Annotated in this window: 10 protein-coding genes; 2 read left to right on the top strand and 8 right to left on the bottom strand. The window is 58.0% G+C overall.

Features of this window, described 5'->3' with window-relative positions; translation table 11 throughout:
• Positions 1 to 56: 56 nt before the first annotated feature.
• From glrR to purL, 4 genes are all read right to left on the bottom strand, one after another.
• Positions 57 to 1,394: a two-component system response regulator GlrR gene (gene glrR / locus AC3WOK_RS07155; protein WP_047346771.1), complete on the bottom strand. Its 1,338-nt coding sequence runs from the start codon at positions 1,392 to 1,394 to the stop codon at positions 57 to 59.
• The gene (qseG, locus tag AC3WOK_RS07150; protein ID WP_059312341.1) at positions 1,381 to 2,118 is read right to left on the bottom strand and encodes a two-component system QseEF-associated lipoprotein QseG; all 738 of its coding nucleotides are present in this window, start codon (positions 2,116 to 2,118) and stop codon (positions 1,381 to 1,383) included. Before qseG ends, glrR begins: the two co-directional genes overlap by 14 nt.
• 1 nt (position 2,119) lies before the next feature.
• Positions 2,120 to 3,547 carry a two component system sensor histidine kinase QseE/GlrK gene (qseE, locus tag AC3WOK_RS07145; RefSeq protein ID WP_123138615.1) on the bottom strand — a complete coding sequence of 476 codons (1,428 nt, stop codon included), beginning with the start codon at positions 3,545 to 3,547 and terminating at the stop codon, positions 2,120 to 2,122.
• A gap of 533 nt (positions 3,548 to 4,080) precedes the next feature.
• Positions 4,081 to 7,968, bottom strand: coding sequence for a phosphoribosylformylglycinamidine synthase (purL, locus tag AC3WOK_RS07140; RefSeq protein ID WP_059312342.1), 3,888 nt, complete (start codon positions 7,966 to 7,968; stop codon positions 4,081 to 4,083).
• Between the two features lie 268 nt (positions 7,969 to 8,236).
• Between purL and mltF the strand changes: the two genes are divergently transcribed.
• A complete protein-coding gene (gene mltF, locus AC3WOK_RS07135; RefSeq protein ID WP_492354253.1) occupies positions 8,237 to 9,787 on the top strand; it encodes a membrane-bound lytic murein transglycosylase MltF in 1,551 nt (516 codons plus the stop codon).
• On the opposite strand, the gene tadA is transcribed toward mltF, so the two are convergent.
• The 4 genes from tadA to murQ are packed head-to-tail and all read right to left on the bottom strand — an operon-like array spanning position 9,675 to position 13,144.
• The gene (gene tadA / locus AC3WOK_RS07130; RefSeq protein ID WP_492354252.1) at positions 9,675 to 10,214 is read right to left on the bottom strand and encodes a tRNA adenosine(34) deaminase TadA; all 540 of its coding nucleotides are present in this window, start codon (positions 10,212 to 10,214) and stop codon (positions 9,675 to 9,677) included. The genes mltF and tadA overlap by 113 nt on opposite strands.
• Positions 10,215 to 10,238: 24 nt before the next feature.
• Positions 10,239 to 10,874, bottom strand: coding sequence for a phosphatidylglycerophosphatase C (yfhb, locus tag AC3WOK_RS07125; protein WP_047346777.1), 636 nt, complete (start codon positions 10,872 to 10,874; stop codon positions 10,239 to 10,241).
• Between the two features lie 3 nt (positions 10,875 to 10,877).
• Positions 10,878 to 12,239: a PTS transporter subunit EIIC gene (locus tag AC3WOK_RS07120; protein ID WP_264438332.1), complete on the bottom strand. Its 1,362-nt coding sequence runs from the start codon at positions 12,237 to 12,239 to the stop codon at positions 10,878 to 10,880.
• Positions 12,240 to 12,250: 11 nt separating this feature from the next.
• Positions 12,251 to 13,144 (bottom strand): N-acetylmuramic acid 6-phosphate etherase, encoded by an 894-nt coding sequence (murQ, locus tag AC3WOK_RS07115; RefSeq protein WP_492354251.1) that lies wholly within the window; start codon positions 13,142 to 13,144, stop codon positions 12,251 to 12,253.
• Positions 13,145 to 13,263: 119 nt separating this feature from the next.
• Between murQ and AC3WOK_RS07110 the strand changes: the two genes are divergently transcribed.
• Positions 13,264 to 14,112 (top strand): MurR/RpiR family transcriptional regulator, encoded by an 849-nt coding sequence (locus AC3WOK_RS07110; RefSeq protein WP_492354250.1) that lies wholly within the window; start codon positions 13,264 to 13,266, stop codon positions 14,110 to 14,112.
• The last annotated feature ends 44 nt before the right edge of the window (positions 14,113 to 14,156 follow it).

The following is a 14,156-nucleotide window of genomic DNA, read 5'->3' as shown; positions in this document are numbered from 1 at the left end:
TAAGCTGCCTCGTAATCGATTGCTCACAGTATCATATTCAATCGAATTTTGCGGTACTACTCTTTAAAATCGTTGGCTTCAAGCTCATGACGCGACAGCAGCTTGTAGAACTCAGTGCGGTTACGTCCGGCCATGCGCGCCGCGTGGGTCACGTTGCCTTTGGTTATCTGCAATAGCTTGCGCAGATAGTTAAGCTCGAACTGATTCCGCGCTTCGGCAAACGTCGGCAGCGCCGTGTTTTCCCCTTCCAGCGCCTGCTCCACCAGCGCGTCGCTGATCACCGGTGAGGACGTCAGCGCCACGCACTGCTCAATCACGTTGACCAGCTGACGCACGTTACCCGGCCAGCTTGCCGTCATCAGTCGTTTCATCGCATCAGTGGAAAACGCGCGCACGAACGGTTTATGACGATCGGCCGCCTGGCGCAAAAGATGGTTCGCCAGCAGCGGAATGTCTTCCGCACGCTCGGCCAGCGCCGGGATCTTCAGGTTCACGACGTTCAGGCGGTAGTAGAGATCTTCGCGAAACTCGTTGCGGGCCATCACTTTCGGCAGGTCGCGGTGCGTTGCCGAAATAATACGCACGTTAATATCGATGTCGCGATTGCTACCCAGCGGGCGGACTTTTCGCTCCTGCAACACGCGCAGCAGTTTAACCTGCAGCGGCGCAGGCATGTCACCAATCTCGTCGAGGAACAGCGTGCCCCCTTCCGCGGCCTGGAACAGCCCTTCCCGGCTGCTTACCGCGCCGGTGAAGGCGCCGCGGGCATGTCCAAACAGTTCAGATTCGAGCAGCTGTTCCGGCAGCGCGCCGCAGTTGATGGCAATAAAGGCGTTTTTGCTGCGCGGGCTAGCGTTGTGAATAGCCTGCGCCAGGATCTCTTTCCCGGTTCCGCTCTGGCCGTTGATGAGCACGCTGACGTCAGACTGTGCCACCATCCGGGCCTGTTCGAGCAAACGCAGCATAATGGGGCTGCGGGTGACGATAGACTCCCGCCACGCTTCATCCCCCGCCGGGGCGGCATGTTCCAGCGCGCTGTCGATTGCCTTATAAAGCGCGTCTTTGTCCACCGGCTTGGTCAGGAAGCTGAATACCCCCTGCTGGGTCGCCGCAACCGCATCCGGAATTGAGCCGTGCGCCGTGAGGATAATCACGGGCATACCCGGCTGCTGCTTCTGGATCTCCGCGAACAGCTGCAGGCCATCCATTTCGTCCATCCGCAGGTCGCTTATCACCAGATCGATTTTCTCGCGGCTGAGGATCTTCAGCCCTTCCAGCCCGCTTTCAGCGGTTACGACGCTGTAGCCTTCACTCACCAGACGCATCCCCAGCAGCTTTAACAGCCCGGGATCGTCATCCACCAGTAAGAGATGGGCAGGTTTACGGCTCGTCATGCTTTACATCCTCTTGTTTCGGCGTATCGCTGTCCGGTGCTGCGGATGAGCTCCCCGACTGATATTTACGCGACGAGAGCTGTCTTTCGATATCGGTCAGGTTTTCCAGCTTACGCGTCGTGGTATCCAGCTGCGTACGCAAATGCTGTTGCTGCTGACGCAGCGTATCAAGCTCGCTGTCGGTGGACTGTTGCAGCTTGCTGTAGCGAGAGCGCTCTTCGGACAGCTGTAGCTGTAATGTCTGCCCATCACGCCAGAGCTGGTATACCGGGCGAACCTGTACCGGAAGATTGACCACAAACGTGTCCAGTCGGGTCACGCTGGCGCGGCGTTCAACGGGGGTAATTTTTGCATCTGCCAGTAAAATGCCGCGCTTGAAAGCGTCCTGCCAGGTGTCGTCATCCAGCATCGCCGCTTTCGAGCGGGCGTCTACTGGCGCAAGACGCTGGGCGCAGTCTATTCCACGCAGCCAGAACAGCGGGTTGCTTTCGACGTCATGTCCTGACAGGTTCCAGATATCGTCACAGCGGGTTGAGAGGAAATCTGCCAGCTGATTATCGGGCCATTTATCTTCTTGTTTACCACTGATCGCACTTTGCGGCACGTGGGAAACACAGCCTGCCAGAAATAAACACGGCAGACCCAGGCGAAACGTGTTGCGGGAAAACACCGCGCGTACGGCGCGGAAAAAGACGTGTGACATACTCACCAGATATAGATTCATTTTATTGGTTTTTCCGGCTCAGGGGCAGTTCGATACGGAAGCAAACGTCTGAACGTTCGTCCGTGGCAATATTTAGCTCGCCCTGCATGCGTCGAATACAGTCCCGGGCGATGCTTAAGCCAAGACCGCTTCCTTTAACCGCACCTTTCCGCTGATGACTGCCCTGAAAAAAGGGTTCGAAGATCATCGCTTTTTCGTCATCGGGGATCGGGGTGCCGGTGTTTGCGACGTCAATAAACACCCGTGAACCATTCGTATAGCTTCGGATATAAATGTTACCGGATTCAGTACCATAGTGCACCGCATTGGAGTAAAGATTATCCAGAACGCTCATCAGCAGCATGGGTTCTGCCAGGCACGCTGGCGCATTCAGTTCAACACCGGTATGCATCATTTTAGCTCTTGCCGGCAAGCTATGGGCGGAGATCACCATATCCACCAGCGGTTCAATCTCGACGTCCTCCAGTACAACCGCCCCGTCAGCCAGCTTGCGGTTGTAATCCAGCAGTTGCTCAATCAGCTTTTGCAGATTGCGGCTGCTGTTATCCAGGATCTCGACGATTTCTTTCTGTTCTGACGTAAGCGGGCCTGCCACTTCGTCCGCCAGCAGCTCCGTCCCTTCACGCATGCTCGCCAGCGGCGTTTTAAGCTCATGAGAGATATGGCGCAGGAACTGATGGCGCTGAGATTCGAGCCACGCCAGGCGCTCGGACAGCCAGATAATGCGCTGGCCGACGGAGCGCAGCTCGCGCGGTCCTTTAAAAGCGACCGTATCGCCGAGTGATTTCCCTTCCCCCAGGCGGTTGATCATCCGCTGAATACCCTTCACCGGGCCGATGATCATGCGGGTAAAGAGCACGACAAGCCCAAGGCTCACCAGGAACAGCACCAGCGCCTGCCAGCCGAAGAACTGGCCGCGCTCGGCAATCTCCTGCTGAAGCTGCTGGCCGCGAGAGAAAATCACCGTGCGCGTTGACTGCACCATCTCGGTGTTGGCGCTGGCAAAGGCCTCAAGGCGCGCGGCGGCAGCGGCATCCGGCCCGCTATTGTGGCACTGCAGCTGCGCAAGATCGTTTAAATCCTGACGTAACGCCTGATACAGTTTGTCGTCAGGCAGTACCCCCGCGTGAGCGTCCAGCATTTCGCTGTAGCGTTTACGCTGGCTCTGATAAACCTTTTCCAGCGTCCGATCGTCAAGCACGCAATACTGGCGATAGCTTCGCTCCATCTCCAGCGCGGCGTTGGTCATCGCCTCACTGCGTCTGGCATCTATAAGCGTCGTGCGGTTGGTCAATGCCGCCTGAGCACTCAGCGCGTTCAAACTTTGCCACGCCTGCCAGGCAAGGATCAGTAACGGCAGCAGGATCAGCAGGAAGGCCATCATGACGAGCTGTCGCAGGGAGCGGGGGAAAACGGGCCAGCGTTTCAACGCATTACTCTCTTAATGGGGGTTTACGCAGAGCGTAACTGAGTCTGCCCTTCAGATACAACAAAGCCGGGTAAAAACCCGGCTTTGTCATGGAATGAGGCGGTGCCTAACTCGACGTTTCGCCCTGGCCTGATAAAGCATCGCTATGATCAGTAGTTGGACGGCAGGCACCTTTTTGTGCGTCATTCGAAGTTTATGTAGCACGTCCCGAAGGGGCTGACATAAGAAGGTGAATGAGCCACTGGTTAATATTATGCAACACCCGTGCCATAATGCAAAACAAAAAATTAACGATTTGATATATATAGCTTTTACTCATTTTTCCCGTTAATTAACGATTGAATGATTTCCAGGCTAAGTGTCGCTATTAAGCAACACCTTAACGTGAACCCGTATTGCCATTTAAAAATCAATGAGTTAAGTGTCTCCTTTTGGAGACAGCAACTTACCTTCTTTGTCGCAATTTTGCGACACGCATAAAAAAGCCCGGTGGCGCTACGCTTACCGGGCCTACAAGGTACCAGCTTTACATCTTAACCCAGTTGCTTACGCGCGTTGCGGAAGATACGCATCCACGGGCTGTCCTCGCCCCAGTTTTCCGGATGCCAGGAGTTGCTCACGGTGCGGAACACGCGCTCCGGGTGCGGCATCATGATGGTTGCACGACCGCTTTCGCTGGTCACCGCCGTAATACCATTGGCGGAACCGTTCGGGTTAGCCGGGTAGGTTTCAGTCACCTTGCCGAAGTTATCAACGAAGCGCAGCGCCACCAGGCCTTTGCTCTCAAGCTGAGCCAGATGCGCGGCATCACGCACTTCTACCTGACCTTCGCCGTGGGAAACGGCGATTGGCATCTGCGAACCAACCATTCCCTGCAGCAGGAGAGACGGGCTTTGGGTCACTTCGACCAGGCTGAAGCGCGCTTCGAAGCGGTCAGACTGGTTACGCACAAAGCGCGGCCAGGCTTCGCTGCCCGGGATCAGCTCGCGCAGGTTAGACATCATCTGGCAGCCGTTACACACGCCCAGCGCCAGCGTTTGCGGACGGTGGAAGAAGGTTTCGAACTCGTCACGCACGCGGCTGTTGAACAGGATGGACTTCGCCCAGCCTTCACCCGCGCCCAGCACGTCGCCGTAAGAGAAGCCGCCGCACGCCACCAGCGCCTGGAAATCTTCCAGACCGGTACGGCCCGCCAGCAGGTCGCTCATATGAACGTCGATAGCGTCAAAGCCCGCGCGGTGGAAGGCAGCCGCCATCTCAACGTGGGAGTTGACGCCCTGCTCGCGCAGCACGGCCACTTTCGGACGCGCGCCCGTCGCAATGTACGGCGCGGCGATATCTTCGTTGATGTCGAAAGAGAGCTTCACGTTCAGACCTGGATCCTGGTCATTCGCCTTCGCGTTATGCTCCTGATCGGCACATTCCGGGTTATCACGCAGGCGCTGCATCTGCCAGGTGGTTTCCGCCCACCACATACGCAGCGTGGTGCGGCTTTCGCTGAATACCGCATGGCCGTCTGCTTCAATGACGAAGCGGTCGCCCTGAACGGCTTTACCCAGATAATGCACGCAGTCTGCCAGACCGTGCTTCGCAAGGATGGCTTCAACCGCATCGCGATCTGCCGCACGTACCTGAATCACCGCGCCCAGCTCTTCATTGAACAGCGCCGCCAGACGGTCTTCGCCAAGCGTTGCAATGTTCGCTTCCACACCACAGTGGCCGGTGAAGGCCATCTCTGCCAGGGTTACCAGCAGGCCACCGTCGGAACGGTCGTGATAGGCCAGCAGCTTACGCTGCGCAACCAGCGCCTGAATCGCATCGTAGAAGCCTTTTAACTGCGCCACGTCGCGCACGTCGGCAGGCTTATCACCCAGTTGACGGTAAACCTGCGCCAGCGCCGTGGCACCCAGCGCGTTATGCCCTTTGCCCAGGTCAATCAGCAGCAGGGCGTTGTCTTCGGTCACGAGCTGTGGCGTAACGGTATGACGCACGTCTTCCACGCGCGCAAACGCGGAGATGATCAGCGACAGCGGAGAGGTGATCTCGCGCTGCTCGCTGCCTTCCTGCCAGCGGGTCTTCATCGACATGGAGTCTTTACCCACCGGAATGGTCAGCCCCAGCGCAGGACACAACTCCTCACCCACCGCTTTTACGGCTTCGTAGAGGCCGGCGTCTTCACCCGGGTGACCGGCTGCGGCCATCCAGTTCGCGGAAAGTTTGATGCGTTTGATATCGCCAATCTGCGTCGCGGCGATGTTGGTCAGGGCTTCACCCACGGCCAGACGAGCAGACGCGGCGAAGTCCAGCAGCGCGACCGGCGTACGTTCACCCAGCGCCATCGCTTCACCGTAGTAGCTGTCGAGGCTCGCGGTGGTCACGGCGCAGTTCGCCACCGGGATCTGCCACGGGCCCACCATCTGATCGCGCGATACCATACCGGTCACGGTACGGTCGCCGATGGTCACCAGGAAGGTTTTCTCAGCAACAGCCGGCAGGTGCAGCACGCGATTAACCGCTTCCGCCACGGTGATGCCCTGGCGATCCAGCGCTTTGCCTGCCGCTTTACGGGTCTGCACGTCGCGGGTCATCTTCGGCGTCTTACCGAGCAGAACGTCCAGCGGCAGATCGATAGGCTGGTTGTCGAAATGGGTGTCGCTTAAGGACAGGTGTTTCTCTTCGGTCGCTTCACCAATGACGGCATACGGCGCGCGCTCGCGGCGGCACAGCTCGTCAAACAGCGGCAGCTGATCCGCGGCAACCGCCAGAACATAGCGTTCCTGAGATTCGTTACACCAGATTTCCAGCGGGCTCATGCCTGGCTCATCGCTCAGGATATCGCGCAGGTTGAAACGGCCACCGCGACCGCCGTCGCTGACCAGCTCCGGCATGGCGTTAGACAGACCGCCCGCGCCAACGTCATGAATAAAGAGGATCGGGTTCGCGTCGCCCAGCTGCCAGCAGCGGTCGATCACTTCCTGACAGCGGCGTTCCATTTCCGGGTTATCGCGCTGCACGGACGCAAAGTCGAGGTCCGCATCAGACTGACCGGAGGTCATAGAAGAAGCCGCTCCGCCGCCCAGGCCGATGTTCATCGCCGGGCCGCCCAGTACGATCAGCTTCGCGCCAACGACGATCTCGCCTTTCTGCACGTGATCGGCGCGAATGTTGCCGATCCCGCCCGCCAGCATGATCGGTTTGTGGTAGCCGCGCAGCTCTTCGCCGTTGTGGCTCTCCACTTTCTCTTCATAGGTACGGAAGTAACCGTTCAGCGCCGGACGACCAAATTCGTTGTTAAACGCCGCGCCGCCCAGCGGGCCGTCGGTCATGATATCCAGCGCGGTCACGATGCGTTCCGGCTTGCCGAAATCTTCTTCCCACGGCTGCTCGAAGCCCGGGATACGCAGGTTGGAGACGGAGAAACCGACCAGACCTGCTTTTGGTTTAGCCCCGCGACCGGTCGCACCTTCGTCACGGATTTCACCGCCGGAACCGGTCGCCGCACCCGGCCACGGGGAGATGGCCGTCGGGTGGTTATGGGTTTCGACCTTCATCAGGATATGCGCGGGCTCCTGATGGAAGTCATAGCGCCCTGCTTCGCGATCGGCGAAGAAGCGGCCCACCTCGGAACCTTCCATCACCGCGGCGTTGTCTTTGTAGGCAGACAGCACGTGGTCTGGGGTTTTCTCCATGGTGTTTTTAATCATTTTGAACAGCGACTTCGGCTGCTGTTCGCCGTCGATGACCCAGTCGGCATTGAAAATCTTATGGCGGCAGTGCTCAGAGTTCGCCTGCGCGAACATGTAGAGTTCAATATCGTTCGGGTTACGGTTGAGCTTAACAAACGCGTCCTGCAGGTAGTCGATTTCGTCTTCTGCCAGCGCCAATCCAAGACGCAGGTTGGCGTCAATCAGCGCCTGACGGCCCTGCCCCAGCAGGTCCACGCTCTGTACCGGCGCTGGCTGATGGTGGGAGAAAAGCTTCTGCGCGTCATCGAGAGAGGCAAATACGCTCTCCATCATGCGATCGTGCAGCTCGGCCGCAACCGCCTGCCACTGGGCTTCGCTCAGGGTCGACGCTTCCACGTAGTACGCTACGCCGCGTTCCAGACGGTTAATCTGGCTCAGACCACAGTTGTGGGCGATGTCGGTGGCTTTGGAAGACCAGGGGGAGATGGTGCCCGGACGAGGCGTCGCAAGGATCAGTTTGCCGGTTGGCGTATGGCTGCTCAGGCTTGGGCCATACTTGAGCAGGCGTTCCAGCTGTACGCGCTCCTCTGCATTCAGGGGGGCATTCAGGTCAGCAAAATGGACATACTCAGCGTAAATATTGCTTACCGGAAGGTCGGCCGCCTGAAAACGTGCCAGCAGTTTGTTAATACGGAAGGCAGACAGTGCAGGCGAACCACGCAGAATTTCCATCATAAGTCTCTCGTCTTCGAAGCGCCGGGGCGCTTACAGTGTGCGCAAGGGGGGGAAAACGGGCGTCATTATAAAGAATCCTGAGCGCCGACGAAACCGTTTGCGTCGAAATAAAATCAGCACAGACGTTTAACAATAGATGTGACCTGTCTCTCTAATTGGTTGCCAAGTGGCGCAAGTTTACGCAAAATGCCGCTCATTCAATGGCAAACCTTAATGTTAACATGGCTACAGCAGACTGAGGCAACCGGCGTCGCAGAGAATTAACTAATTGAAAAAATTAAAGATTAATTATCTGCTCATCGGCATTGTAACGTTGCTGCTGGCAGTGGCCCTCTGGCCTTCCATCCCCTGGTTCGGCAAAGCCGAAAACCGTATCGTCGCCATTCAGGAGCGGGGGGAATTGCGCGTCAGTACCCTCAACTCCCCGCTGATTTACAGCGACATCAACGGCAAAATCATTGGTCTGGATTATGAACTGGCGCAACAGTTCGCCGATTATCTTGGCGTGAAGCTTAAAATTACCGTCCGCCAGAATATCAACCAGCTGTTTGATGACCTCGATAACGACGATGCCGATATGCTGGCCGCCGGGCTGGTGTATAACAGCGAGCGCAGCAAGAACTACCAGCCGGGCCCGACCTACTACTCCGTTTCGCAGCAGCTGGTCTATCGCGTCGGGAGCCTGCGTCCGCGCTCGCTGGCGTCAATTAACGATCGGCAGCTGACGATTGCTCCCGGCCACGTGGTGATTGACGATCTGCGCGAGCTCAAGGAGAAGAAATACCCGGATCTGAGCTGGACGGTGGATCCTAAGCTCGGCACGACCGAGCTGCTGGAGCAGGTAAAAGACCAGAAAGTGCCCTACACCATCGCCGATTCGGTCGCGATCAGCCTTTTCCAGCGCGTGCATCCTGAAATCGCCGTGGCGCTGGACGTCACCGACGAGCAGCCCGTGACCTGGTTTACCCAGCTCGACGACGATCAAACTCTCTCTGCCGCGATGCTCGATTTCTTCAACACCATCAATGAAGACGGTACCCTGGCGCGTCTGGAGGAGAAGTACCTCGGCCACGGTGACGACTTTGACTACGTTGACACCCGCAGCTTCCTGCGCGCGGTAGACAGCGTCCTGCCGGACCTGCAGCCGTTGTTCGAAAAATACGCCCAGGAGATTGACTGGAAACTGCTGGCGGCTATCTCATATCAGGAATCCCACTGGGATACTCAGGCCACCTCTCCCACGGGCGTACGTGGTTTGATGATGTTAACCAAAAATACCGCGCTGAGCCTGGGCGTGAATGACCGTACCGATGCCGAACAGAGCATCAGCGGCGGCGCGCGCTATCTGCAGGATATGATGGCCAAAGTACCGGAAACGGTGCCGGAAGAAGAGCGGATCTGGTTTGCGCTGGCAGCCTACAATATGGGCTACGCGCATATGCTTGATGCGCGAGCGTTGACGGCGAAAACCAAAGGTAACCCGGACAGCTGGTCAGACGTTAAGCAGCGCCTGCCGCTGCTGAGCCAGAAGCCATGGTATAACAAGCTGACATACGGCTACGCGCGCGGGCATGAAGCCTACGCCTACGTGGAAAATATCCGTAAATATCAGATTAGCCTGGTCGGGTATCTGCTGGAGAAAGAGAAAGAGGCGACAGAAGCAAAGCAGCTGGCACAAAGCTACCCGGTCGTGGCGCCGGACGAACTTAATCGTCCGACAGCTTCAATTCTGCCTTTTGCTGCTTTTTCTGCTGACGGCGCATTCGAAAGAAATCGCTTAATAGCCCCGAACACTCTGGTGCAAGCACCCCACCGATAGTCTTCACCTGGTGGTTCATCCCAGGATGACCCAGTACGTCCATCAGCGAACCGGCCGCGCCGGTTTTTTCATCCCGCGCGCCGAAGACCAACGTACCGATCCGGCCGTGCACCATCGCGCCGGAGCACATCACGCACGGCTCCAGCGTCACATACAGCGTGGTCTCAAGCAGGCGATAGTTTTGCAGCACCAGACCGCCCTGGCGAAGCGCCATGATTTCAGCATGCGCGGTAGGATCGTGGCGGCCAATGGGACGGTTCCACCCTTCGCCAATCACCTGGTTGTTATGAACCAGCACTGCGCCCACGGGCACTTCGCCCTCTTCCCAGGCGCGCTGAGCGAGCGTAAGCGCATGGCGCATCCAGTATTCGTGTGAGAATTCAGGGTTGGACAACGGTTGATACTCCAGTCGAAAAGCGGGCGGCATTATACACGCCCGTTTTAGAGAAGACTATTCGAGTTGCTGAAGTTCGCCCGCAGGAGTGACGCGCCAGCGATGCTGGCAAAAATAGAGCAGCGGGTTGTCCTGCTTGCTGTCGCTGTAGCCGCTGTAAAGGCGCAGCGGCGTACCGATGCGTTTCTCCAGCTGCACCACTTTTTCATGCCCAAGGCAGCGCAGGGTCAGCACCCAACCGCCGTAACCGCGGGCGATTTGCGTGGCGATAAGATTCACGCGCGGAAGCCAGGGGGTATCAAAATAGACCTGCTCCACCAGCGTCTGCGGGGAGCCGGTAATGAGCCAAATGTCGGCATCGTTGGCGTCGAGGTAGGCAGTGAGGCGCGCCTGCACCACCGGAAAGGCGGCGACGTGACCGCGAAACCAGTGTGCAAAATCCTGTTCAAGCTGTTTGAGCCGCGCTTCGCTGTGTCCAAACGTGCATCCCCAGAGCAGCAGGCTCATCGGCCATCGCGCCGCGCGGCCTTTCACCAGCAGCGCGATACCGATAGCCGGTAAGAGCGGCAGCACGAGCAGCGCATTCAAAGGCTGACGCCGCAGCAGGTAGCGCATAAACGTACCAAACATATCCTGCTGATGCAGCGTTCCATCGAGGTCAAAAAAGACAATGCGACGCGCGTGATTGGCCAAACCTTACTCCTCTGGGTCGTTGAATCCTAATAGCCAGGTAAACAGGAACCCGGCGATCACCGCCACTAAATAGCCTAACAGATAGAGCATGACTTTTCCGGTCACGATGGTTAATGCCAGCGGTAAACCGGATAGACCAAAAGTAATCACGGTAGCAACTTTCCAGTAGCTGATCAGCGCCCCGCCCACCGCGCCGCCCAGACACGCCGCGAGGAACGGTTTACCCAGCGGTAGCGTGACGCCGAAAATCAGCGGCTCGCCAATGCCGAGCAGCCCGACCGGGAGCGCGCCTTTAATCACTTTTTTCAGACGCGCGTTGCGGGTTTTCATCAGTACGGCTATCGCCGCGCCGACCTGCCCCACCCCCGCCATCGACAGGATAGGCAGCAGCGCGTTAGAACCGTGCGCCTGCACCAGCTCGACGTGGATCGGCACCAGCCCCTGATGCAGGCCGGTCAGCACCAGCGGCAGGAAGGTTCCCGACAGCACCGCCCCCACTAACAGGCCGCCGCGGTCAATCGCCAGAGACGCGCCGTGGGCGATGGCTTCTGAGATCCAGCCGCCTAAGGGCTGGAGTGCCACAACCGCCACGCTACCGGTAATGAGCGTGGTCAGCAGCGGGTTCAGGATAAGCTCAATCGAGCCGGGCAGAACCGCGCGAAGCCTTTTCTCGATCCAGCACATCAGAATGACCACCAGCAGCACCGCAATCACTCCGCCGCGGCCCGGCTGAAGCGCCTCACCAAACAGCGTTATCTGCGCCAGCTGCGGGCTGGACAAGATGCCCGCCATTACCCCGCCCATGGCCAGCGATCCGCCAAACACCTTTGCGGTATTCACCCCGACCAGAATATTCATGATGGCAAACACCGCGCTGCCGAAGATCCCCAGGATACCCAACAGGTTTGGATACTGAGTGGCAAAATCGCCCACAATATCCGGCCGCTTGAGGATATTGATGATCCCGGTGATCAGGCCCGAGGCAATAAACGCCGGGATCAGCGGGATAAAGACGTTTGCCAGCTGGCGCAGCGCATCGCTCATGGGGGCTTTGTATTTGGCCTTCGCCTGCGCTTTGGTGCGTTCAGCATCGTCAATCGACGCGCTCGCGCCGCCGCCCATCAACGCGCGCATGGCATCAACAACCTGCGCTGCTTTCCCCGGCCCGACGATCAGCTGGTGCTGCTGGCCCTGTTTCACATAGCCGCTGACGCCGGAAAGCTGCTTCAGACGCGGCACGTCAAGCTGGTCGTCGTTATGCACCTCGACGCGCACGCGCGTCATGCAGTTTTCGAGACGCTGAATATTTTTTTCCCCACCGATCCCCTGCAGGATATCGCTGGCGAGCGCTGCTGTTTTGTCCATACACGCCTCTGTTAGTTTTCTAATGCCGCCCGTAAGAAGCCATTATGCGCGGCGAGTTTGGCTCTCGCGGCAGCCGCATCCAGCCCGCTCAGGATCATCAGAATGGCCGGTTTAACGTCGTGATCGGTTTGTTTGAGTACGATTTCCGCCTCTTCGCGGCCTGCGCCTGTCACTTCCATCACCATGCGGCAGGCTCTGTCCACCAGCTTGACGTTAGTGGCCTGCATATCCACCATCAGGTTCTGATACACCTTGCCGAACTTCACCATCGCGCCGGTGGAGATCATATTAAGCACCAGCTTTTGCGCGGTCCCGGATTTGAGGCGCGTGGAGCCGGTGAGCGCTTCCGGCCCGACAACCGGCGAAATAGCGATAGCCGCCACCTGCGCAATCGGCGAGCCCGGATTACAGGAGATGGCCACCGTCGTGCAGCCGGTCTGGTTGGCGTATTCCAGGCCGCCAATGACGTACGGCGTGCGCCCGGATGCCGCCAGCCCGACCACCAGATCCTTCGCCGTCAGGTTCAGCGCCTTCAGGTCATCCTCACCCAACTGTTTGTTATCTTCCGCCCCTTCAACGGCTTTCAGCAGCGCGCCGGGCCCGCCCGCAATCAACCCGACCACCAGACCGTGCGGCACCCCAAAGGTTGGCGGGCATTCAGACGCATCCAGAACCCCAAGACGCCCGCTGGTTCCGGCCCCCATGTAGATAATACGACCACCGGCCTTGAGCGCTTGCGCCGCCGCATTGACCGCTTTCGCCACCTCGGGCAATGTCTCTTTCACTGCCTGCGCGACCAGCGTATCCTGTTGATTAAAGCGGTTAACCAGCTCCAGGGTGGAGAGTGCGTCCAGATCCATGGTTTGCGGGTTACGCGTTTCTGAAACAAGTGAGCCAAGATTCATCTTTATGTACCTCAAGAATTTTTAATTCATAATAATCACACTATAATGGAATATAAAATTCATTCAGGCGAGCAAAATTCGTATTTGCGCAGACAATCACATTTTCGCCAGGAGACCGTATGAACTGTTTAATTCGCATTCGCCAGCGTTATGCAGGCTTTGCTCAAAGCGACAAAAAGCTGGCGGATTTTTTGCTTTCTCAACCCGATCGCGCGCGCCATCTCAGCTCGCAGAAGCTGGCGAGCGAAGCCGGCGTGAGCCAGTCCAGCGTGGTGAAATTTGCCCAGAAGATTGGCTTTAAGGGGTTCCCCGCCCTCAAGCTGGCGATCAGCGAAGCGCTGGTGAGCAACCCCAATCCGCAGTCTATGCCGGTGCATAATCAGATCCGCGGTGATGACCCGATGCGGCTGGTCGGCGAAAAGCTGATCAAAGAGAACGTGGCGGCCATGCATGCGACGCTCGATGTGAATACGGAAGAGAAGTTGCTGGAAAGCGTGGCGATGCTGCGCGGCGCGCGGCGTATCATTCTGACCGGCATCGGGGCGTCCGGTCTGGTGGCGCGTAACTTTGGCTGGAAGCTGACAAAAATTGGGCTTAACGCCATCGTCGAGCAGGATATGCACGCCCTGCTGGCGACCGTGCAGGCGATGGATCCTGACGATCTGCTGCTGGCGATCTCCTACTCCGGCGAGCGCCGTGAAATCAACATGGCCACCGACGAAGCCCTGCGCGTCGGCGGGAAAATTCTGGCGATCACCGGTTTTACGCCGAATGCCCTGCAGCAGCGGGCAACGCGCTGTTTATATACCATTGCCGAAGAGCAGGCTACGCGCAGCGCGGCTATTTCATCCACCAGTGCGCAAATGATGCTGACGGACCTGCTGTTCATGGCGCTGGTGCAACAGGATCTGGAGCGTGCGCCCGAGCGCATTCGTCACAGCGAGGAGCTGGTAAAGAAACTGGTTTAGCATGAGCGCGTAATGAGCGTATAATGCCCGCCCTGTTTGTGTTG

The sequence above is a fragment of the Enterobacter sp. FW301-JW81 genome (genome assembly GCF_058788735.1).
This window is presented reverse-complemented; position numbering and strand designations above follow the sequence as displayed.